The sequence below is a fragment of the Streptomyces triculaminicus genome (assembly GCF_017349075.1).
Classification (GTDB): Bacteria; Actinomycetota; Actinomycetes; order Streptomycetales; family Streptomycetaceae; genus Streptomyces; species Streptomyces triculaminicus.
Genome location: NZ_JAFMOF010000002.1, coordinates 662,976 through 684,417 on the forward strand (window position 1 = coordinate 662,976; position 21,442 = coordinate 684,417).

At 73.5% G+C, this 21,442-nt stretch carries 16 protein-coding genes and 3 pseudogenes; 8 read left to right on the forward strand and 11 right to left on the reverse strand.

The window, feature by feature from the left end; all coding sequences use genetic code 11:
* Positions 1-37: 37 nt before the first annotated feature.
* The gene (locus J1792_RS13060) at positions 38-724 is read left to right on the forward strand and encodes a uracil-DNA glycosylase (protein ID WP_207247263.1); all 687 of its coding nucleotides are present in this window, start codon (positions 38-40) and stop codon (positions 722-724) included.
* A gap of 55 nt (positions 725-779) precedes the next feature.
* Here the strand turns inward: J1792_RS13060 and J1792_RS13065 are convergent, their stop codons facing one another.
* Both J1792_RS13065 and J1792_RS13070 read right to left on the reverse strand, forming a co-directional pair.
* Entirely contained in the window at positions 780-1,118 is a 339-nt protein-coding gene (locus tag J1792_RS13065; RefSeq protein ID WP_207247264.1) for a hypothetical protein, read from the reverse strand.
* A gap of 470 nt (positions 1,119-1,588) precedes the next feature.
* Positions 1,589-2,140, reverse strand: a pseudogene (locus tag J1792_RS13070) (TetR/AcrR family transcriptional regulator); the annotation flags it as partial.
* 147 nt (positions 2,141-2,287) lie between these two features.
* Between J1792_RS13070 and J1792_RS13075 the strand changes: the two are divergent.
* The gene (locus J1792_RS13075) at positions 2,288-3,508 is read left to right on the forward strand and encodes an FAD-dependent monooxygenase (RefSeq protein ID WP_207247266.1); all 1,221 of its coding nucleotides are present in this window, start codon (positions 2,288-2,290) and stop codon (positions 3,506-3,508) included.
* Positions 3,505-4,409 (forward strand): annotated as a pseudogene (locus J1792_RS13080) (Gfo/Idh/MocA family protein). The gene J1792_RS13075 and the pseudogene J1792_RS13080 overlap by 4 nt, the downstream one beginning before the upstream one ends.
* Here J1792_RS13080 and lnt read toward each other — a convergent pair.
* A complete protein-coding gene (lnt, locus tag J1792_RS13085; protein WP_086571080.1) occupies positions 4,381-5,934 on the reverse strand; it encodes an apolipoprotein N-acyltransferase in 1,554 nt (517 codons plus the stop codon). The pseudogene J1792_RS13080 and the gene lnt sit on opposite strands and share 29 nt — an antisense overlap.
* Before the next feature lie 530 nt (positions 5,935-6,464).
* Between lnt and J1792_RS13090 the strand changes: the two genes are divergently transcribed.
* Both J1792_RS13090 and J1792_RS33990 read left to right on the forward strand, forming a co-directional pair.
* Positions 6,465-7,373 (forward strand): class I SAM-dependent methyltransferase, encoded by a 909-nt coding sequence (locus tag J1792_RS13090; RefSeq protein WP_179198937.1) that lies wholly within the window; start codon positions 6,465-6,467, stop codon positions 7,371-7,373.
* A gap of 1 nt (position 7,374) precedes the next feature.
* Positions 7,375-8,193 (forward strand): annotated as a pseudogene (locus tag J1792_RS33990) (terpene synthase family protein); the annotation flags it as partial.
* Between the two features lie 284 nt (positions 8,194-8,477).
* Here the strand turns inward: J1792_RS33990 and J1792_RS13095 are convergent.
* The 5 genes from J1792_RS13095 to J1792_RS13115 are packed head-to-tail and all read right to left on the reverse strand — an operon-like array spanning position 8,478 to position 12,782.
* Positions 8,478-9,929, reverse strand: a complete 1,452-nt coding sequence (locus J1792_RS13095; RefSeq protein ID WP_207247267.1) for a cytochrome P450 — start codon at positions 9,927-9,929, stop codon at positions 8,478-8,480.
* Positions 9,926-10,549, reverse strand: coding sequence for a GTP-binding protein (locus J1792_RS13100; protein WP_207247268.1), 624 nt, complete (start codon positions 10,547-10,549; stop codon positions 9,926-9,928). Before J1792_RS13100 ends, J1792_RS13095 begins: the two co-directional genes overlap by 4 nt.
* A complete protein-coding gene (locus J1792_RS13105) occupies positions 10,530-10,889 on the reverse strand; it encodes a DUF742 domain-containing protein (protein ID WP_207247269.1) in 360 nt (119 codons plus the stop codon). Before J1792_RS13105 ends, J1792_RS13100 begins: the two co-directional genes overlap by 20 nt.
* Positions 10,886-11,272, reverse strand: a complete 387-nt coding sequence (locus J1792_RS13110; RefSeq protein ID WP_086571098.1) for a roadblock/LC7 domain-containing protein — start codon at positions 11,270-11,272, stop codon at positions 10,886-10,888. Before J1792_RS13110 ends, J1792_RS13105 begins: the two co-directional genes overlap by 4 nt.
* Before the next feature lie 25 nt (positions 11,273-11,297).
* A complete protein-coding gene (locus J1792_RS13115; RefSeq protein WP_207247270.1) occupies positions 11,298-12,782 on the reverse strand; it encodes a sensor histidine kinase in 1,485 nt (494 codons plus the stop codon).
* Positions 12,783-13,187: 405 nt separating this feature from the next.
* Between J1792_RS13115 and J1792_RS13120 the strand changes: the two genes are divergently transcribed.
* A complete protein-coding gene (locus J1792_RS13120) occupies positions 13,188-15,893 on the forward strand; it encodes an ATP-binding protein (RefSeq protein ID WP_207247271.1) in 2,706 nt (901 codons plus the stop codon).
* 36 nt (positions 15,894-15,929) lie between these two features.
* Here the strand turns inward: J1792_RS13120 and ku are convergent, their stop codons facing one another.
* Positions 15,930-16,904: a non-homologous end joining protein Ku gene (gene ku / locus J1792_RS13125; protein WP_207247272.1), complete on the reverse strand. Its 975-nt coding sequence runs from the start codon at positions 16,902-16,904 to the stop codon at positions 15,930-15,932.
* Positions 16,905-16,936: 32 nt separating this feature from the next.
* On the opposite strand from ku, the gene ligD (J1792_RS13130) reads away from it, so the two are divergent.
* On the forward strand, positions 16,937-17,857 hold the full coding sequence (gene ligD / locus J1792_RS13130; protein WP_207247273.1) for a non-homologous end-joining DNA ligase: 921 nt from the start codon (positions 16,937-16,939) through the stop codon (positions 17,855-17,857).
* A gap of 7 nt (positions 17,858-17,864) precedes the next feature.
* Here ligD (J1792_RS13130) and ligD (J1792_RS13135) read toward each other — a convergent pair whose 3' ends face one another.
* Both ligD (J1792_RS13135) and J1792_RS13140 read right to left on the reverse strand, forming a co-directional pair.
* The gene (gene ligD, locus J1792_RS13135; protein ID WP_207247274.1) at positions 17,865-18,788 is read right to left on the reverse strand and encodes a non-homologous end-joining DNA ligase; all 924 of its coding nucleotides are present in this window, start codon (positions 18,786-18,788) and stop codon (positions 17,865-17,867) included.
* A 32-nt stretch (positions 18,789-18,820) separates the two neighbouring features.
* Positions 18,821-19,825, reverse strand: coding sequence for a PHP domain-containing protein (locus tag J1792_RS13140; RefSeq protein WP_207247787.1), 1,005 nt, complete (start codon positions 19,823-19,825; stop codon positions 18,821-18,823).
* Positions 19,826-19,951: 126 nt separating this feature from the next.
* Between J1792_RS13140 and J1792_RS13145 the strand changes: the two genes are divergently transcribed.
* Positions 19,952-21,397, forward strand: a complete 1,446-nt coding sequence (locus tag J1792_RS13145) for an FAD-dependent monooxygenase (protein WP_242705090.1) — start codon at positions 19,952-19,954, stop codon at positions 21,395-21,397.
* Positions 21,398-21,442: the final 45 nt, after the last annotated feature.

Consider the following 21,442-nt stretch of genomic DNA (forward strand, 5'->3'; position numbering starts at 1 on the left):
CTCCTCCGAGAACGAAAGCGAACCCGGAGGTTGCCCCGTGACCGTCACCGACATGCTGCCCGAGTCCTGGCGCGGCGTCCTCGGCGAGGAGCTGGAGAAGCCCTACTTCAAGGAGCTCACCGACTTCGTCGAGGACGAGCGGACGAAGGCGCCGGTGTACCCGCCGCGCGGCGAGGTCTTCTCCGCTCTGGAGGCCACCCCGTACGACCGGGTGAAGGTCCTCATCCTCGGCCAGGACCCGTACCACGGCGCGGGCCAGGGGCACGGCCTGTGCTTCTCGGTGCGCCCGGGCGTCAAGACCCCGCCCTCCCTGCGCAACATCTACAAGGAGATGCGCGAGGAGCTCGGCTACGACGTCCCCGACAACGGCTATCTGATGCCGTGGGCCGAGCAGGGCGTCCTGCTGCTCAACGCCGTGCTCACGGTGCGCGGCGGAGAGCCCAACTCCCACAAGGGCAAGGGCTGGGAGAAGTTCACCGACGCGGTGATCCGCGCGGTGGCCGCCCGCCCCGACCCGGCCGTCTTCGTGCTCTGGGGCAACTACGCGCAGAAGAAGCTCCCCCTGATCGACGAGGAGCGCCACATCGTGGTCAAGGGCGCCCACCCCTCGCCGCTGTCGGCGAAGAAGTTCTTCGGCAGCCGCCCCTTCACGCAGATCAACGAGGCGGTCGCGGGCCAGGGCCACGAGCCGATCGACTGGCGGATCCCGGACCTCGCGATCTGATCGCGCCGGACGCGCGACTCCGCGCCGCAGGAGGTGCGGAGCCGCGCGCGGCCGGTCAGTTGCCGTACACCTGGTGGCAGATCCGCGACGCGTCCCCGCCCTGCTGCCACTTGCCGTAGGTGTCGCCCAGGGCGCAGACGTTACGGCCCTTGGGGCCCCGCCGGTCCGGGGCGGGAGCGGGCACCTCCTGGCGCGGGGCCTCCTGGTGCGGCGCCTCATGCTGCTCGCCGGGACGGGACCGGGGTTCCTCGCGCCGGGACTCGGGCGGCGGCGCATGGTGCCGTGGGGCGGCGGCGTCGGAGGCCTCCCGCGAGGCGGGGGCGGAGCCGGCGGCGGGCGGACGAGCGGGGAGTGGGGGAGCCGGCCGGGTGCTCCGCTCCCCGGGCGGGTTCACCGGCGGCGGCAGGGTCGGCCGGTCCGGCCGGACGGCGCGGCTCGGCGTCCGCGCTCCGGGCCGGATCCCGCCCCGGCAGCCATGGCGGATCCCACGGCCGGATCCGCCCCGGATCCCACGGCGCTCCCGGCGTCAGTGCCGGTGACGGCGCCCCCGGGTCCGTGGACCGGTCGCGCCCCGGGCCGCCCCCGACGGTGACCAGGGACTCACGGGCGGGGCCCGGCCCCACCTCCGGTGCGGCGCCGCGCGCGAGGCGGTGCGGACCGGTACGTTCGGCGGGCGGCGAGACGGAGACACAGCCGACGGCGGCCGACATCGCCACCGCCACCAGGACCGCCGCCGCGGGCATTCGCTGCACCCGCCCAACCCTGCAGGCGGCCGAGGGCGGTTGTGAACACCCCGCGGGAGTGGCGCGGGATCACGCCCCCTCGCGCGCCGCCCCTCACACCCTCACCCCCGTCCCGCCGCCCGCGCCCGAGCATGCCGTGCAGCAACTCCGCCATGCCCGCGCGCAGCTGGGCCTCGCCGGGCACCTCGGCGTGATAGGAGCCCGCGGCGCACGAGAACATCAGCCCCTCGCACCAGGCGATGAGGGACAGCGCGTGCCGTTCCGGCTCGGCCGATCCCGCCGCGGCCATCAACGCCACCAGCGGCTCCCGGAAGAAGCCCCGGCCCGTCGCGTCGTAGACCTCCCGCAGTCCGGGCCGCCGGGCGGCCTCCAGCGCCAGCTCGTAGCGGGCCAGCAGCAGCTCCCGCTGCCCGGTCAGCGAGCGGTGCAGGGCGCGGGCGAGCACCTCGGCCAGCGCGTCCGGGCCGCCCGCCGGGTCCGGCAGCTCCGCGGTGCCCAGCGCCGCCGCCTCGCGCACGGCCAGACGCCGCACCGCGGCCTCCAGCAGCGCCGCGCGGGTGCGGGCCCGGTTGGAGGTGGAGCCCGGCGGGAGGCCCGCCGCCTCGTCCACGGCGCGGTGGGTCAGGCCGCGCATGCCGCGTTCGGCGAGCAGGGCGAGGGCGGTGTCGGCGATGAGTTCGCTGCGGGAGGTGCCCGGGGAGGGGCGGGGCGTTCCGTGGTCATGGGTCCAACCTAGGCTCCACTACGGGCGTAGTAGCCTGCAACTACACCTGTAGTGGCGGGGGCTCGTGGGCGCCGCGCCTCGTGACGAGGAGGAGCCATGGAACACCCCCATGCCGTGATCGTCGGCGCCGGAATCGGCGGTCTCACCGCGGCGGTCGCCCTGCACCGCGCCGGCTGGCGGGTCACCGTCCTCGAACGCGCCGCCTCCCTCGAACCCGTCGGCGCCGCCATCTCCCTCGCCCCCAACGCCCAGCGCGCCCTCGACGTCATCGGCCTGGGCGACGAGGTCCGCGCCCTGGCCGCCTGGCAGGGCGACGGCGGGCTGCGGGCGCCCGGCGGCCGCTGGCTCTCCCGCACCGACAGCCAGGCCGCGGCGCGGCGCTTCGGCGGCCCCCTGGCCCTCCTGCACCGCGCCACCCTCGCCGGCCTGCTCTCCGCGCACCTGCCCGACGGGGCCCTCCGCACAGGACGGGCCGCCTCGCTGACGGACCCCGGCGCCGCCGACCGCCCCGCCCTCGTCGCCACCTCCGACGGCGAGATCGAGGCGGACCTCGTCGTCGGCGCCGACGGCATCCACTCCGCCGTCCGCCGCACCCTCTTCCCCGGCCACCCCGGCCCCGCCTACACCGGGTTCACCACCTGGCGGGTCGTCATCCCCGCCCTCGAGCAGCCCTTCGCACCCCACGAGACCTGGGGCCGGGGCCGGCTCTGGGGCACCCAGCCGCTGAAGGACGGACGGATCTACGCCTACGCAGCGGCCCTCGCCCCCGCCGGGAGCCGGGCGCCCGACGACGAGAAGGCCGAACTCCGGCGCCGCTTCGGCGACTGGCACGCCCCGGTCCCCGGCATCCTCGCCGCGATCACCCCCGAGGACGTCCTGCGTCACGACGTCCATCACATGACCGTCCCGCTGCCCGCCTACCACCGGGGGCGCACCGCCCTCCTCGGCGACGCCGCCCACGCCATGGCCCCCACCCTCGGCCAGGGCGGCAACCAGGCCGTCGAGGACGCCGTCGTCCTCGCCCATCACCTGACACAGGGCCGGCCCAACCCGTCGTCCGCGCTGGCCGCCTACACCCGCGACCGGCTGCCCCGCACCACCGGCATCGTGCGCCGCTCGGCCAGGACGGCCCGGCTGGCCATGCTCACCGGCGTCCCCGCGGTCGCCGCGCGCGACCTCGGGATCACCGCCGTCAGCCGCCTCGCCCCCTCGGCGCTGCTGCGCGGATTCGACGGCATCGCCGACTGGCGGCCGCCCGTTCGCACGTATGCTGCACAGACGGAACGGACGAATCACATGCCACGGGAGGCACAGTGAAGGTCGGCTGCATCGGTCTGGGCGACATCGCGCAGAAGGCGTACCTGCCCGTGCTCGCCGCCCACCCGGGCCTCGAGCCGCACCTGCAGACCCGCACGCCCGCCACCCTCCACCGGGTCGCCGACACCCACCGGGTGCCCGACGCCCACCGCCACACCGACCTCGACTCCTGCTCGCGGCCGGCATCGACGCCGCGTTCGTGCACGCCCCCACCGAGGCCCACCCCGAGATCGTCACCCGCCTCCTCGAAGCCGACGTCCCCGTCTACGTCGACAAGCCCCTGGCCTACTCCTACGCGGAGAGCGAGCGGCTGGTCCGCCTGGCCCGGGAGCGGAAGGTCTCGCTGACGGTCGGCTTCAACCGCCGATACGCGCCCGGGTACGCCCAGTGCCTGGAGCACCCGCGCGACCTGATCCTCATGCAGAAGAACCGGGTCGGCCTCCCCGAGGCGGCGCGCAGCCTGGTGTTCGACGACTTCATACACGTCGTCGACACCCTGCGCTTCCTCGCGCCGGGCCCCGTCGACCACGTCGACGTGCGGTCCAGGACGCGCGACGGCCTCCTCCACCACGTGGTGCTCCAGCTCTCCGGCGACGGCTTCACCGCCATCGGCACCATGAACCGCATGAGCGGCTCCACCGAGGAGATCCTGGAGGTCTCGGGCCAGGACTCCAAGCGGCAGGTCCTCAACCTCGCCGAGGTGATCGACCACAAGGGACAGCCGACCGTGCGCCGCCGCGGCGACTGGGTGCCCGTCGCCCGCCAGCGGGGCATCGAACAGGTCGTGCACGCCTTCCTCGACGCGGTCCGGGCGGGCGCGACCCTCGACGCCGAGGACGCGCTGCGCACCCACGAGCTGTGCGAACGCGTCGTCACTCTCGTTCGGGAGCAGGCTTCCTGACCCTCCGTCGGAGGAATCGGAGCCCCTCGACGGCACAGGTGACGGCCAGGACGGCGAGCGAGCCGTACAGGACCCAGTCGCCGGTCCGTACGTACGGGCTCGTGCCGCGCGCCAGCGGTACGTCGTAGACGGCGGCCGCCGAGCGGTCCGGGCCCAGCCGCTCGCCGATCAGGTGGCCGTGGGGGTCCGCGACCGTGCTCACGCCGGTCAGGGTCGCGTGCACCATCGGCCGCCAGGTCTCGGCCGCCCGCAGCGCGGCCAGCGAGGCGTGCTGGTACGGGGCCCAGCTGTGCTGGAAGGTCGAGGTCGCCGACTGGGCGACGAGCAGCTGGGCGCCGTCGCGCGCCAGCCGCCGGCTCATGTCGGGGAACGCCGACTCGAAGCACACCAGCGGCCCGATCCGCTGCCCGCCGTTCGCGTCCGGCAGGCGCATCACCACCGGTCCGTCCCCGCGCCTGCGGTCCTCGGTGGCCGCCTTCCCCACCGACGTGGCCCAGCCCAGGAGCGAGCGGGCCGGGATGTACTCGCCGAAGGGCACCAGCCGCATCTTGTCGTAACGGTCGCCGGTCGGGCCGTCGGGGCCGACCAGAACCGAGCTCTTGAAGATGCCCGGCCGGTCCGAGCGGCGGGCGTCGACGTTCACCAGGAGGTCCGCGCCGACCGTACGGGACAGCGCGGCCAGCCGCTCCCGCAGATCCGGCCGGCTGCCCAGGTCCTGGCCGACGCTGCTCTCGCCCCACACCACCAGGTCCACCCGCCGCCCCGCCAGCGTCCGTGTGAGCTCCTCCTCGCGGTCGAAGCGGCGCCCCACGCTGCCCGGCCCGTCGATCACGCCCGGCTGGACAATCGCGACGCGCATCGTGCCGGCCGGCTCCGGGACGGGCGCCCACGCCCACACCCAGCCCACCACCGCTCCGCAGGCCAGCACGCCGCCCAGCGCCGTCCGGCGGGCCCGGGGTGCCGAAATCAGCGCCGCCAGCGCCACGTTGACCGCCACCAGGAGGAAGCCGACCAGCCAGACGCCGCCCACCGAGGCCAGCCGCAGCGCCGGGGCGACCTGCCACTGGCCCGCGCCGAGCAGGCCCCACGGCCCGCCCAAGTACTCCCAGGAGCGCACCAGTTCGGCCAGCAGCCACCCGGACGGAAGGACCAGCAGGGCCGCCGCCACCCGCCCGGGCCCGGGCGAGCCGCCCAGCAGCCGGTACGCCAGCACCCCCCACGGCACCCACAACAGGCCCAGCAGGCCCGCGAGGACGAGAATGAAGACATGCAGACTCGGCAGCAGCCAGTGGTGCACCGCCAGCAGGAAGCCGGCGCCGCCCAGCCAGCCCAGGAGCGCGGCGCGGCGGGCGGTCGTGGCCGAACGCAGCAGAAGCAGCCAGGGCACGAGCGCCACGTACCCCAGCCACCACAACGACGGTGCCGGAAAGGTCAGGGCGGGCAGGGCGCCCGCGCCGATCGCGGCGGCCGCCCGCCACCACGACGAGGCGAGGAGCCGCTCGCGCCGCCCCGCAGTCACCGCCATGCGTGTCTCCCTCGTTCCGGCAGGTCACCAGTGTGCGCCAGTGAGGCGGCCGGACACAGGGGGCGCCCTGTGCGACACGCTGCGGTGCCGTTGCGGGGGGCGCGAATGGCACATGCCCAGCGCCCCTCCGATCGCCCGCACACCCGGCTCTTGAACGGGTTCCGGCCATGTGCCGGGCGGCCGGAATCTGGCCTACCGTGAGGCCAAAACCCCGACAACGGTGCGCAATTTTCAGTCTTTCTGGTCTTCAAGTAAGGCAAAAATGACTTGATTTGATCTAAAGTGAAGCGAAGTGATCGTAGGTGTGCACGTCAGAACGGCCCGCGCCGGTACGTACCGTGGGTTATCGCCGATGCGGCGTGGGCAGGTACCGGGCAAAACTGGACAGGAACGTTGGTCGTTGGTCGCTGGGGGGCGGCGTGACACGCACGCGTGATCGAATGAGCATCCCGCCGGAGGGGGCCGTCCCCCTTTCGCAGCCGACCGTTCCGTACGTCCATCCACCGACACTCGATGTCCCGGAGGGCCCCATGGACAATTTTGTTACTGAAGTGACCGCTGCTGCCGACGTGGTACGTGATGAGACCCTGGTGCCCTCGTACTACTCGCGCAAGACCACCGACATCCTGCACAAATACGGGCCCGGCCCGCGGGTGCACTTCCACGTCGGCCTCTTCGATACCGGATCCGCCCCCAACACCACGGTGTCCCAGAGCATGCTCAGGCGCCGCCTGTTCGACTCCCAGGAGACCGCGCTCGCGCACGCGGCCCAGGCCTGGAACGTGGCCGAGAACCCGCCCGCCCAGCTCTTCGACATCGGCTGCGGCCTCGGTGGAGGGTCCATCTACTGGGCCCAGGAGTACGGTTGCTCCGTCACCGCCATCACCGTCACCGCCAAGCACGTCCCCGTGATGGCCGAACTGGTCCGCCAGGCAGGCGTCGAGGACCTGGTCACCCCGGTCCTCGGCGACATCCACGACCTGCGCGAGGAGCAGACGTACGACGCGGCCGTCGCCATCGAGAGCTCGGGATACATGGACCGCGAGCGGCTCTTCTCGGTGGTCGCCAAGGCACTCAAGCCGGGCGGCTGGTTCGGCATCCAGGAGCACTTCCTGTGCCGCCCCGAGTGGACGACCTTCATCGACGGCTACTACAAGACCCGCCTCGGCACGCTCCCCGAGTACATCGCGGCCGCCCGCTCCGCCGGCTTCACCCTGGAGCAGGACGAGGACCTGACCGACCGCGTGGCCGAGTTCTGGGTGCAGTCCATGGCCTGGACCACGGCCGAACTCGACCGCGTGGAACACTCGGACGCGGCGTCCCCCATCTCGGCGGACCGGCTGCTGGAGTCGGCCCTCGCCCACAGCAAGCTCTTCCGCGTGTGGCGCGACCACGCCGTCGAGACCCGTCAACTGCTCTTCCGGCTCGAAGGAAGGTGACATGAGCGACGGCGCAGTACGCGCTTCGGCGATCGGCTGGCGGCTACCGCCCTTCTACTGCCCGATCGAATCGCCCGTCCACCCGCGCGTGGACGAGCTGGAACGACGGGCCATCGCCTGGCTGGACTCGACCGGCATCTTCCGCGACGAGACCGAACGGGCCTGGAGCATCGCCACCCACAGCACCGACTTCAGCTGCCGCATCATCCCCTACGGCCGGGACGAGCCGCTGCTGCTGTTCATCGAGTGGAACCACTGGGCGTTCGCCCTCGACGACGTCTGGCACGACACCGGCAGCGCCGACATCCGCACGGCCGCCATCGTGGACCTCAACGCGCGCATCTCCCGCTGTCTGGAGGCGCCGGGATCCGCCATGCTCGGCAGCGGCCCCTTCGACGCCGCCCTGGAGGACCTCGCGGCCCGCACCCGCGCCATGGCCACCCCGGTGCAGCTCCGGCGCGTGGCCGAGGGCATGCGGGACTGGCTGCTCGGCGCCGCCTGGCAGGTCAGCAACATCGAGCGCCGCGTCATGCCGACGCTCTCCGACTACGTCGCCCTGCGGCCGTCGATCAACGGAACCCGCTTCTCACTGTCCTGGAGCGAGATCGCCGGCGGCATCGAGGTGCCGGACAGCGACCTGTACTCCGCCCCGGTGCAGGCCCTCACCGAGGCCGCCGGCTTCATCGTCAGCTGCGACAACGACCTGTTCTCCTACGCCAAGGAGGACAATCAGGAGACCACGGACCAGAACATCGTCAACGTCCTCGTCCACCACGACGGCAGCTCCCCGGAGCGGGCGCTGCGCGACGCCCTGGCCATAAGGGACCGCGCCATGACGCTCTTCCTGCGGCTCCGCGAGCAGATCGCCCGCGAAGCCGACCCGGAGCTGCTGCGCTATCTCGAGGCGCTGGGGCACTACATCGCCGGCTGCATCCGGTGGATGAACGCCGCGCCGCGCTACGCCAGCCCGCGGAACCGCTACGACCTGCCGGTCCCCGGCGCGACCTACGGCGTGACGTGGCGCGACACCCCCAGCGACCCCGGCACCGGACCGCTGCCCATAGCGTCGGCGGCCTGGTGGTGGGATCAGCTCGACGCCACGTCTCAGCGGCGCCGGAACCACCGCGTCAGCGACGTCCACCAGGAGGCACGGGTGCCGGAGGCGCGGGCCGGCGGCGCCGGGATCGCCGTGGGCTGCTCAGGGGCGGAGTTCCGCTCGAGCTCGTGAGGCGTGGCGGGCGCGGCCGTGAGCGCCGGCTTGGTCTGTTCGGCGGGGAGCGGCTGCTGCGCGGTGAACTTCACGGGCAGGTCCACCAGATGACGTGACATCAGGGAGGAGAGCCAGCGCAGTTCGTCCTCCGGGACGGCCAGCTGGATGTCGGGCAGCCGGTTCAGCAGCGCCTCGATGCCGGTGTCCGCGATGGCCCGGCCGATGTCCTGGCCGGGGCACTCGTGCGCCCCGCCGCTGAAGGCGAGGTGGGAGCGGTTGCCGTGGACGGGCGTGGTCGGGTCGGGGCGGATCGCGGTGTCGACGTTGGCCGCGGCGAGGCCCAGCACGAGGGCGTCGCCGGCCTTGATCTTCTGTCCGGCGAGTTCCGTGTCCTGCGTCGCCCAGCGGCCGAGGATGGTGGTGAAGGGAGGCTCGTCCCAGAGGATCTGCTCGACGGCGTCGGGCAGCGTCATGTGCCCGCCGGCCAGGTTGGCACGGCAGCGGGGGTCGGTCAGCAGCATCCGCAGCGTGTTCGCGATCAGGTTGGCGGTGGTCTCGAACGCGGCGATGAGCACCAGCCGCAGATGCTGCTGCACCTCGTCGTCGGTGAGCTCGCTGGAGTGCTCCAGCAGCCAGCTGGTGAGGTCGGGGCCGGGGTCCGTGCGCTTGCGGGCGACCAGTTTGCGCAGGGCCTCCTGCACGTACTCGTTGCTGGCGACGGCGGTCTCGGTGCCCTTGATCATGTCGCGGGCGGCCTTGACCAGCCGGGGGCCGTACTCCTCGGGCATGCCCAGCAGCTGTGTCATCACCAGCATGGGCAGCGGTTCGGCGAACTCGTGCACGAGGTCGGTGCTGCTCTTGAGGCAGAAGGTGTCGACCAGCTGGTCGGCGAAGCGGGTGATGTGGCGCCGGACCCCACGCCGGTCGAAACGGCCGAGGGAGTCGTTGATGGCGCCGCGCCACCGCTCGTGGACCTGGCCGTCGGCGAACGCGCAGATGGGCTGCCAGGTCGAGATCGGTGCCAGGGGGTGATCGGGGGTCAGCTTGCCCTCGCGCATGTCCCGCCAGATGCGGGAGTCGCGCGAGAAGCGCGAGGGGGTGCGGGTGACGTCGAGGTTCTCGCGGTACCCCAGGATCAGCCAGGCGGGCAGATCACCGTGGAGCAGCACCGGGGCCACGGCGCCGTGCCGGTCGCGCAGCTGCTCGTACAACCCCATCGGGTCGGCCTCCGCGGTCGGGCCGTACAGGCGGGCGAGGCCTCCCGGGCCGTAGGCGTGGGCCGGGCACTGCGGCGGGGGAGCGGCGAGGGTGGTGTCCGCCTGGGAGTGCTCGTCGGGTGGGGTCACTGTGGCTCCGAGATCTCGTTCGTGAGGTGGTAGAGGTAGCGCATGAGCGCCATCAGCGTGTCCCGGCAGGACGCGCGGTCCCGCGCGTCACAGGTGAACATGGGGACCGACTCGGGCAGGTCCATGGCGGAGCGCAGTTCCGTCATGGGGTGGACGGGGGACCCGGGGAAGGTGTTGACGGCGACCACGAACGGGACGCCGCGTTCCTCCAGGAGCCCGATCACGTCGTAACTGACCTCCAGGCGACGGGTGTCGAGCAGGACCACCGCGCCCAGGGCGCCCTCGAAGAGGCCGTCCCAGAGGAACCAGAAGCGCTCCTGGCCCGGAGTGCCGAACAGATACAGCACCAGCTGCTCGTTGATGCTGATCCGGCCGAAGTCCATGGCCACGGTGGTTTCGATCTTGTGCTCGATGCCGGCGAGGTCGTCCACCCCCACGCCGGCCTGGGTCATCGTCTCCTCGGTGGTCAGCGGCCTGATCTCGCTGACCGTGCCCACCAGGGTCGTCTTGCCGACTCCGAACCCACCGACGATCACGACCTTGACGGCGGCCGCCGTCGAGGAGGGAAGGATGTCCTCCTTCCTGGGGCCGGCGTACGGGTCAGAGGTTTTGTAGTCCATGCATCACCGCCTCCAGGAGCTGGACATTGGGCAGGGCGGCGACCGGTACGGGGGGTCTGGCCTCCACCTGGTCTTCCTTGAGCAGATCGGTGACCAGGACGGTCACGGTGCTGACGGGTAACGTGAGGTACGCGGATATCTCGGCGATGGAGAGCGGGTAGTCGCACATCTGGACGATGGCGGAGTGCTCGGGCTGGAGCCCGGGGTCGGGGGCGGCCCGGGAGACGACCAGCGTCACCAGATCGAGCCTGGTCTGCTTGCCCGTACGGCTGCGGCCGCTGGTGATGATGTAGAGCCGGTCCGGATTGCCGGGGTCCCACGTTTTTCCGGCTTTGCTCATGCCACCGGCCCGCTGACGCGCGGCGGACTGGTGAGATGCTCGCCGATGCGGGCCACCAGGTCGCGCATCCGCTGCCCCATCAGCCCGGCGTCCACGTCGTCGTCCGCCAGCACCGCCAGATACGCCCCCGCGCCGGCCGCCATCAGATAGAAGAAGCCGCCGTCGACCTCGATGACGACCAGGCGCATCCGGCCGTCGCCGTTGGGGAACTCGGCTGCCACGGCCGTGGAGAGGCTCTGCAGTCCGGCACAGGCGGCTGCCAGGCGGTCCGCGGCATCCGTGTCCGAGCCGTGCTGAGCCATGCGCAGGCCGTCCGAGGACAGCACGATCACGTGGCGCGTCTGAGGGACGCTGGATGCCAGGTCCTTGAGCATCCAGTCCATGTTGAACCGCGGCTGCGTCACTTGGCTACTCTTTCTCGTCTGACGATTCATCACTGGTCGGTCCCCCGGAAACCGCCGGCAGAGCCTCGCCGTTGACGGCGCTCGTGAAGGCGGCCAGCCACATGCCCGGCTGCGGGGAGGATCGGCCGGGGCTGGTGGCGGGGCCCGGCCGCCGGGGCCGCCGCGGCGGCCCGCACGCCGCGCGCGGCCAGCCCCGGGCCCGCCTGCGACGCTGCGGCAGTCCGCCCGAGCTGTGCGAGGGGACGGCCTGAGCGTCGAAGGGGAGGTCCGGAAGCGGCCGGCCGGGCTTCTTCCTGATCTTGGGGGGCGGCAGGGTGGCCGCGCGGGCGATCTCGCCGCCGGGCGTCGCGCTCGGGGTGGTGAGGCCCTCCGGCACGATGAGGACCGCCCGCACCCCGCCGTAGGCCGAGGGGCGCAGGGAGACCCGGAAGGCGTAGGTCTTGGCGAGCCGGCTGACGACGGCCAGGCCGAGCCGGGGGGTCTCGCCGAGGTCGTTGAGGTCGAGCCCGCGGTCGGCGATCTCCAGCACGGCTTCGGCGCGCCGCCGGGCCTCGTCGGTCAGGCCCACGCCGGCGTCCTCGATCTCGACCGCGACGCCCGACTGGACCTCCACGGCGGTGAGGTGGACGCGGGTCTGCGGCGGGGAGTACCGGGTGGCGTTGTCCAGCAGCTCGGCCAGCGCGTGGATCAGCGGCTCCACCCCGGGGCCCACCACGGCGACGTCCGCCACCGAGTGGAGGTCGACCCGGCGGTAGTCCATGATCCGGGACATCGCGCCGCGCAGGACGTTGTAGAGGGGCACCGGGTTCTTCCACTGACGGCCCGGCCGGGAGCCGCCGAGCACCGCGATGCTGTCGGCGAGGCGGCCGATCAGCGCGGTCTCGTGGTCCAGGTGCAGCAGGTCGCCGAAGACCTCGGGGTTGTTGCCGTGCCGGTCCTCCATCTCGCGCAGGTCGGTGGCCTGTTGGTGCACGATCGCCTGGACCCGGCGGGCGATGTTGACGAACGCGCGGTGCGCCGACTCGCGCAGCCCCTCCTCGGCCTGGACCGCCTCCAGCACCGAACGGAGCACGGCGCGGTGGGCGGCCAGGAACGACGGGTCGAGCGGCGTGCGCGGCGCCACCTCGCGCAGGACCTCGTCGGTGGAGGCGCCCTGCTGCAGCATGCGGACGGCCGCGGGGAGCAGCTCGCGGGCCAACCGCTGGGTCTCGGCCTCCTGTTGGACGAGCTGGTGGCGCAGGACGGCCTCCTGCTCGGCGCACCGGCGGCGCAGCGCGGCGATCGCCCGTCCGCGGCGCGCGACCTCGGAGGAGGTGACGGTCACCGCGAGGGTCGCCGCGATGCCGCACCACGCGGCGAAGACGTGCGCCCCGTCGGGCACCAGGAGGGTCGCGGCGGCCGTACAGGCCGCGAGCACGACAGGTGGTACCAGCCATATGAGGGAGGAGGCGGGCCGCCTGCCTTGCTGTGACGATCCAGTACCAGCCATCGACGTCCTCGGGAGCTCTTGGGAAATGATGTGCGTGCGGCATGGGAAAAAGGGGGAGCGCCGCCCTGCCGCGAAATGCGCGGCGGCTTCTCCGGCTGCGCGGCGCAGCAGTGGACAGCAGCGTGCGGCGGTGGCCGCAACCCGCTGTGCGACATGGAGCGTAGCCTGTCGTGCGGTGTGACGACGTGAAGTTGTCATATTCGCAGAATGGGCTGACAAGCGAATTCGAAAGGGTTCACAATGCCCCCGCACCACGACCTTCGAATAAAACTTTGAATTAAGGGATGGGCGTTCGATTCGATGTCGGGGTCACGCTCCCGGGTGGTTCGGCTGGCGGAACCCTGTCCCCAAGCCCGGCCGGCGGGTCTAGGCTCGCTGCACCACACTCATACGGGAGACACTCTTATGACGGGGCAACAGCGTGAACGACGCCCGCACAACGCCCTGTTCGAGCGCGAGCAGGAGATCGCCACTACGCGGCAGGCCGTCGAGGGCCTGTGCACCCGCGTCGCCGAGGGCCGCCCGGCGCAGGGCGGCCTGCTGCTGTACAGCGGGGAAGCGGGAGCGGGAAAGACGGCGCTGCTGGGCGAGCTGCGGCGGATGGCCGCCGGGTACGAGGGCTGCACCGTCCTCCACGCCCGCTGCAGCGCGACGGCGGAGACCGTCCCCTTCCACATCGTCCGGCAGCTCCTGCAGCCCGCCCTCGCCGCCATGACGTCGGAGCAGCGCGAGGAGCTGCTCGGCGGCTGGTTCGACATCGCGGGGCCGGCCCTCGGCATCGCGCCGCCCGTCGGCCCGCCCGCCGACCCGCAGGGCGTGCGCGACGGCATCGACTGGCTGGTCACACAAATGGCCCTGACCCGCGCGCCGTTGATCCTGGCCGTCGACGACGCGCACTGGGGCGACGCGGAGTCCCTCGCCTGGCTCGCCTCGTTCGCGGTGCGGCTGGGCGACCTGCCGCTGCTGATGGTCGTCGCCTACCGGCCCGACGAACTTCCCGCCCACACCCCCGCCTTCCAGGAGCTGGTCGGCGCCCGCGGCCATCGTCCGGTCGTGCTGCACTCCCTCACGCCGCGCGCGGTGGCCGAGCTGGTCCGCGCCGCCCTGGGCGAGGAGGCCGACGACCCCTTCTGCCGCGAGGTGTGGGCCGTCACCGGCGGCAACCCCTACGAGACCACGGAGCTGATCGCCAAGGCGTGCGACCGGGGCCTGAAGCCGGCCGAGGAGTCCGCGGTCCTGCTGCGCGAGCTCGGCGCCGCCGCCCGGGGCAGCGGCCTGGTGACCCGGCTGGAGCGGTTGGGCACGTCAGCCACCCGGTTCGCCTGGGCGGCCGCCGTGCTCGCCAGCGAGGTCTCGCCGCGCCGGGCCGCCATGCTCGCCGGGATGAGCCCGGCGGAGGCCGACGACTGCGCGGACCGGCTGCGCGAGGCGCGCATCCTGACCGGCGTCGAGACGCTGGAATTCGTCCATCCGCTGATCGCCACCGCCGTCTACCAGGCCGTACCGCCCGCCACCCGCACCGCGATGCACGGCCTCGCGGCCTGGGCGCTCACCAACGCGGGGCTCGGCGCCGCCGCCGCCTCCCGGCACCTGCTGGAGGTTCACCCCGACGGCGACGCGGAGCTCGTGGAGTCCCTGCGCGAGGCCGCCCGCGAACACCTCGCCGTCGGCGCGCCCGAGGCGGCCAGCCGGTGCCTGGAGCGCGCGCTGGCCGAGCCGCCGCCGCCCGACGAGCGGGCCGCCGTCCTCTACGAACTCGGCTGCTCCGCGCTGCTGACGTCCCCGCCCACCACCATCAACCACCTGCGCTCGGCCCTGGCGCTGCCCGGTCTCCCCAAGGAGCTGCGCGTCGACGCCACCTACCGGCTCTCGCAGGCCTACGCCCACAACAGCCAGCTGGAAGAGGCGGCCCGGGTGGTCGCGGAGCAGGAGGAGAACACCCCGGACGGGCCGGGGCGCATGCGCCTGCAGGCCGCGCACTACCTGTGGAAGGGCATCCAGCTGGAGGAGGAGGGCGCGCACGAGCGCTCGCGGCGGCTCGCCCACCTCGCCGACCCCCTGCAGGGCCGGGACAACGCCGAGCGGGCCATGCTCGCCCTGCGCGCCTTCGACGCGATGATCCGCGGCGAGGACGCCGTGCGGGTGACCGAGCTCAACGACCGGGTGCTGCAGGACGGCCGGCTCCCCGCCGAGATGTCCTGGACCAACAGCGAGTGGGGCTTCGAGATCCCCAGCGTCGTCGGCATCACCTACGCCTACACCGACCGGCTCGACCAGGCCGAGGAGCTCTTCAACGAGGCCGTGCGGTCGTTCGAGATCTCCGGATGGCGCGGCGCCCACCTGGCGTTCGCCCATGAGTTCCTCGGCATGGTCCACCTGCGGCGCGGCAGGCTCGACCTCGCCGAGGGCTTCCTGCGCGAGGGGCTGCGCCTGGCCGACCGGCTGGGGCCGGGGCTGCCCATCCAGTGGGACGGGACCTGCCTGCTCGTCGACACGCTGCTCGCCCGCGGCCGGGTGGACGACGCCCGGGTCGTCGCCGAGACGTACTCCTTCGGGCCGCCCTATCCTCCGGCGATGGTCATGCCCGACGCCCCCAGCGTGGTCGGCCGTCTGCTGCTCGCGCTCGGCCGGCGCAAGGAGGCCGTCGCGGAGCTGGAGGCAGCCGGGCGCCGGCTCGAGGAGCGCGGCCGCAACAACACCCTCTGGGCGCCCTGGGCGCTGGACCTCGCCGCGGCCGTCGCGCCCGAGGAGCCCGAGCGGGCCCGGGCGCTGGCCGAACAGGCGGTGCGCAACGCGGCCCGCTTCGGTACGGACACCGCCATGGGCGAGGCGCTGCGGCGCTCCGCACGGGTGGTCGAGGAGGACGAGGTGCTGCCCCGGCTGGGGCAGGCGCTCGAGCACCTGCGCAGGTCACCGTGCCGTTCCGAGTACGCGGCCGCGCTGGTGGACCATGGCGTCGCGCTGCGCCGGGCCGGGCGGTCCGGGGAGGCGGAGGCGCAGCTGCGCGAGGGGCTGGTGCTCGCGGAGGAGTGCGGGGCGGAAGGTCTCGCGGCGACGGCCCGGGAGGAGTGCGCGTCGCTCGCCGGGGAGGAGGGGCAGCCGGTCCGGTAGGGATCCGGGTGTCCGGGGGCCGTGCGCGGGGCTTGTTCAGCCCGCGCGGCGGCCCGTTTTCTTCGTCGCGCTCTTCGCCGTCTTGGCCGCTCCCGTCGCCTTCGTGGTCTTGGCGGTGGTCTTCTTCGCCGTGGAGGAGGCGGCGGACTTCTTCGCGGTCGTGCGCTTCTTCGTCTCCGTGGTCTTCTTCGGGGCGGCCGGAGCCGTCCTCGCCGAGGCCTTCCCGGTCTCGGCGCCCTTCTTCCCCGCCGTGTCGATGGACGCCTGCAGGGCGGCCATCAGGTCGATGACGTTGTCGGGCGCGGCCGCGGTGGCCTTCTGGGGCACGGGCCGGTGTTCGAGATGGGCGTTGACGAGCTCGCCGAGGGCGACCTCGTACTCGTCCTCCAGCGACTCCAGGTCGAAGTCCTCGGAGAGGGTGTCCATCAGGCTCGTGGCCATCTTGAGCTCCTGCGGACGCACGGTGACCGAGGCGGGCGGGGCCAGGCCGGCGGGTTCGCGGATCTCGTCGGGCCAGTACATCGTGTGCAGGGTCAGCAGGTCTCCGTGAACGCGCAGCAGCGCCAGGGACTCCCGGGTACGCAGCGCGATCTTGGTGACGGCCACCCGTTCGGTCTGCTGGAGGGTCTCGCGCAGCAGGACGTACGGCTTGTCGGCGGCGGCGTTGTCCGGTGCGAGGTAGTAGGCGCCGGACAGCCGCAGGGGGTCGATGCGGTCGCCGTCGACGAAGGCCAGCACGTCGATGAGCTTCTTGCTGGGCAGGGGCAGGCCGGCCAGGTCGTCCTTGGTGAGGACGGCCGTGTTGCCCTCGTCGTCCTCGAAGCCCTTGGCGACGTGCTCGTAGTCGATCTCCTTGCCGCACGCGTCGCAGACGCGCTTGAGGTGGATCCGGCCGCCGTCCGCGTCGTGGACCTGGTGCAGCCTGGTGCCGTGCTCCTCGGTGGCGGCGTACAGCCGTACGGGGACGGAGACCAGCCCGAACCCGATCGCGCCCTTCCACATCGTCCGCATAGCTCGCATCCCTCCGTGGGAACTATCACCATATGTCCACTTCTTCGGAGCGGCAGTCCCCGGAACGGCAGGTGGTGGAGGTCGAGGGCCGCAGGCTGTCCCTCTCCCACCTGGACCGGGTCCTCTTCGCGGCCTCCGGGCACACCAAGGCCCAGATCCTGCGCTACTACGCCGCCGTCGCCCCCGCGATGCTGCCGCACGCCCGGGGCCGGGCCGCCTCGTTCGTCCGCGCCCCCGAGGGCACCGGCGGGGAGAGCTGGGTCGCCAAGACCCCGCCCAACGGATCACCCCGATGGGTGCCCCGGGTGCCCGTCCGGCACAAGGACGGGGTGGCCGAACAGGTGATGATCGACTCCATGGCGGCCCTGATCGCCATGGTGAACCTCGGCGCGTACGAGGTGCACGTCCCGCAGTGGACCGCCGAGGCCGGCCCCGACGGCCACGACCGCCTGGTCCTCGACCTCGACCCCGGCCCCGGCGCCGACCTCGTCGTCTGCTGCCGCGTCGCCCAGCGGCTGCGCCAGCTGCTCGCCGACGACGGGCTCACGGCCCATCCGGTGGTCTCCGGCGCCAAGGGGCTGCACCTGTACGCGCCCGTCGAGGCCGCCTCCGGCCGGGCGACCGGGCACTACGCCAAGCGCCTGGCCACCGCGATGACGAACGAACACCCCGGCCTGGTGGTCGTCTCCATGACCAAGGCCGAGCGCCGGGGCAAGGTGCTCATCGACTGGTCGCAGAACGCGAGCGCCAAGACCACCGCCGCCCCCTACACCGTGCGCCTGCTGCCCGACCGCCCGGGCGTGGCCGCCCCCGTCACCTGGGACGAGGTCGCCGCCTGCGCCGACCCCGGCGATCTCGCCTTCACCCCCGAGGAGGTCCTCGACCGCCTCGACGCCCACGGCGACCCGCTGGCCGCCCTCGCCGGGAACGACACCCGGGCGCCGCTGCCCTGAGGGCCCCTCACCCCAGCCGGGTCAGGTCCGGGCGCAGCCGGTGCCAGGTGGGGTGCCGCAGCCGCCCGGAGGCCGTCCAGCCGGAGAAGACGACCTCCGCGACCAGGCGCGGCTCGACCCAGTGGGCGCCCGGCACGTCGACCGGGCCGGTGAAGGGGGACCCGGCGCGCGGGATCACCCCCAGGTAGCGGGCCAGCTCCCCGCGTTCGTACTCGGAGAGCCCGGACCCGACGGAACCCGTGTAGCGCAGGCCGGAGGGCTCGGGCAGGCCGGTCAGCAGGGCGCCGGGGAGCCCGGAGAGGTGTCCCCGGCCCTCCGCCCAGCCACCGATGACCACGTCGAGGGTGATCACGTGTTTGGTCTTGCGCCAGTCGGGTGACCGGACGCCCGGCAGGTAGCGGGACGTCAGCCGCTTGGCCAGCACCCCCTCGAAGCCGCTCGCCAGCGTGGCGTCCCACGCCTGCCGGCCGTGCCCCTCCAGGTGCGCGGGCACCGACCAGTTGGGCCCCCCGAGGCCCAGCCCGTACAGCAGGGCGCGGCGCTCCCGGTAGGGAAGTTCGGTCAGCAGCGCGCCGTCGAGGTACATGACGTCGAAGAGCATCAGATGGACGGGACACTCCATCGCCAGATGCGCCGCGCGGCGCGGGTTGGTGACGCCCATCCTCCGCTGCAGCAGCCCGAAGTCGGGCCGCCCCTTCTCGTCCACCACCACGATCTCCCCGTCGAGCACCACCGGCCGGCCCGCCAGTCGCTCGCCGAGCCCCTGCAGCTCGGGGTAGGTCCGGGTGACGTCGTTGCCCGCCCGGGTGACCAGCCGCAGCGAGCCGTCGCCCGGCGCGCCGGCCACGCAGCGCACGCCGTCCCACTTGACCTCGAAGCCCCAGGACGCCTCGTCGTCCTCGGCGGGCAGCGGGGCCGGCGTGGCCAGCATGGGCCCGATCTCGGGGAGGCCGCGCTCCGGCGTCACGTCGCCCCGGCCCAGTCCAGCAGCTCGTCCGCCGTCCAGGTGGTGACGACGCGGTCGGCGGGCACGCCGCACTCCTCGGCCCGCGCGCAGCCGTGGATCTGCCAGTCGAGCTGGCCGGGGGCGTGGGCGTCGCTGTCGATGGAGAACAGCACGCCCGCGTCCAGCGCCTGGCGCAGCAGCCTGCGCGGGGGGTCGAGCCGCTCGGGCCGGCAGTTGATCTCCACTGCGGTGCCGAAGCGGGCGCACGCGGCGAAGACCATCGAGGCGTCGAACTCCGACTCCGGCCGGTGCCCCAGGATCCGCCCCGTGCAGTGCCCGAGCACGTCGACGAGGGGGTTGGCGACGGCGGCCACCATGCGGCGCGTCATGGACTCGGCGTCCATCCGCAGCTTGGAGTGCACCGAGGCGACCACCACGTCCAGCCGCTCGAGCAGTTCCGGTTCCTGGTCCAGCGAGCCGTCGGCCAGGATGTCGCACTCGATGCCCGTCAGCAGCCGGAAGCCGTCCCCGAGCAGGTCGTCGACCTCGGCGACCACCGCGAGCTGCTCGCGCAGCCGCTCCGGCGACAGGCCGCGGGCGATCGTCAGCCGGGGGGAGTGGTCGGTGAGCACGGCCCACTCGTGGCCCAGCGCCCGGGCGGCGCGGGCCATCTCCCCGATCGGGCTGCCGCCGTCGGACCAGTCCGAGTGCAGATGGCAGTCGCCGCGCAGCGCCGCCCGCAGCTCCAGCCCGCCCTCGGCGAGCGGCCCGGCCTCCTCCTCCAGGCGGGCCAGATAGCCGGGCACCTCCCCGCGTACGGCCTCGGCCACCGCCGCCGCGGTCTTGGGGCCGATCCCCTTCAGCTCCGTCAGGGATCCGTCGGTGACGCGGCGGCGCACCTCCTCGTCCGGCAGTTCCCCGACCACGGCGGCGGCCGTCCGGAACGCCTTCACCCGATAGGTGGGCGCCTGGGCGCGCTCGAGCAGGAACGCGATGCGCTCGAGCGCCTCCACCGGTTCCATGGCCTCTGCCTCCACACCACCACCGTGCGCCACCCCTCGCACGTTCGCACGCGTTCGGCCCGGCCCTGGCGTGGGCAGATCCCACCGGAGCGCCCTTCCCGTTCAGCGACCCTCGAGGAGGCGACGGTGACCGTCGAGGAGAGAACCGAGACGAGCGACCCGCGGCCCGGCCCGCCGGCCGCCGTACCCCGCCGGGCGGTGGTCCTCGGCGGGGGCCTGGCCGGCATGCTGGCCGCCTCCGTACTGGCCGGCCACGCCGACGAGGTGGTGGTGCTCGAGCGCGACCGGCTCCCGGCGACGGCCCTGCCGCGCAAGGGTCTGCCCCAGGCCCGGCACGCCCATCTGATGCTCTCCGGCGGGGCGCGGGCCGTGGAGTCGCTGCTGCCCGGGATCACCGACGCCTGGGTGGCCGCGGGGGCGCGGCGGATGGCGCTGCCCGCCGCTTTGGTGACGCTGTCGGCGCAGGGCTGGATCCCGCGCGCGGCCGGGCGGCAGTTCCTCATCTCCTGCAGCCGCGACCTGCTCGACCTGGTGGTCCGGCAGCGGGTCACGGCCCTGCCGCGGGTCACCGTGCGGGAGGGCGTCGAGGTCCTCGGCCTGACCGGCGACGCCCGGCGGGTCACCGGCGTGCGCCTGGCCGGCGCGGGGGGCGGCGAGCCGTGGACGCTGCCGGCCGACTTCGTCGTCGACGCCACCGGCCGGGGCTCGCGCGCCCCGCACTGGCTGACCGGCCTCGGCCTGCCCGCCGTCCGGGAGGAGACCGTCGACTCCGGCCTGGTCTACGCCAGCCGGCTCTTCCGGGCGCCGCCGGGCGCCGAGGACTTCCCCGTGGTGAGCGTCTCCCCCGCGCCGGGCGGGGACCTGCCGGGCCAGGGGATGACCATGCACCCCGTCGAGGGCGGCCGGTGGCTGGTGACCGTCTCCGGTACGCGCGGCGGCGAACCCTCCCGGGACGCCGCCGCGTTCGAGCCGTTCGCACGAGGTCTGCGTCATCCCCTCGCGGCCGACATCATCGCCCGCGCCGAGCCGCTGTCCGACGTCCACCTCAACCGCTCCACCGTCAACCGGCGCCGCTGTTTCGAGCGCCTGGACCCCTGGCCCGCGGGCTTCGTCGTCACCGGGGACGCCGTCGCCGCCTACAACCCCGTCTACGGGCACGGCATGTCGGTGGCCGCCCTCGCCGCCGTCGCGCTGCGCGAGGTCCTGGCCGGGGAGGTGCTCGCCGACCCCCGGGTGGGCCGCCGCGCCCAGCGCGCCATCACCCGTACGGCGGACGCGGCCTGGGCCATGGCGGCCGGCGAGGACATCCACTACCCGGGCGCCGTGGGCGAGCGGCCGCCGACCGCCGCGCGGCTGCTGCGGGGCTATCTGCAGCGCATGATGCGCACGGGGACGGTGGACCACGCGGTGACCCGGGCGCTGCTCGATGTGATGACGCTGTCGGCGCCGGTGTCGCGCCTGTTCGCGCCCGCCGTGGCGCTGCGCGTGGCGCGCGGACCGGGCCGTCGGCCGTCGCACGAGCCGCCGGTCACCGCCGCCGAGCTGGCCCGCGTGGGCCTCGCCGCCCGCTGACCGGGCCGACCGCCGGTGGCGGGCACGAGCCCCTCGGCGTCGCGG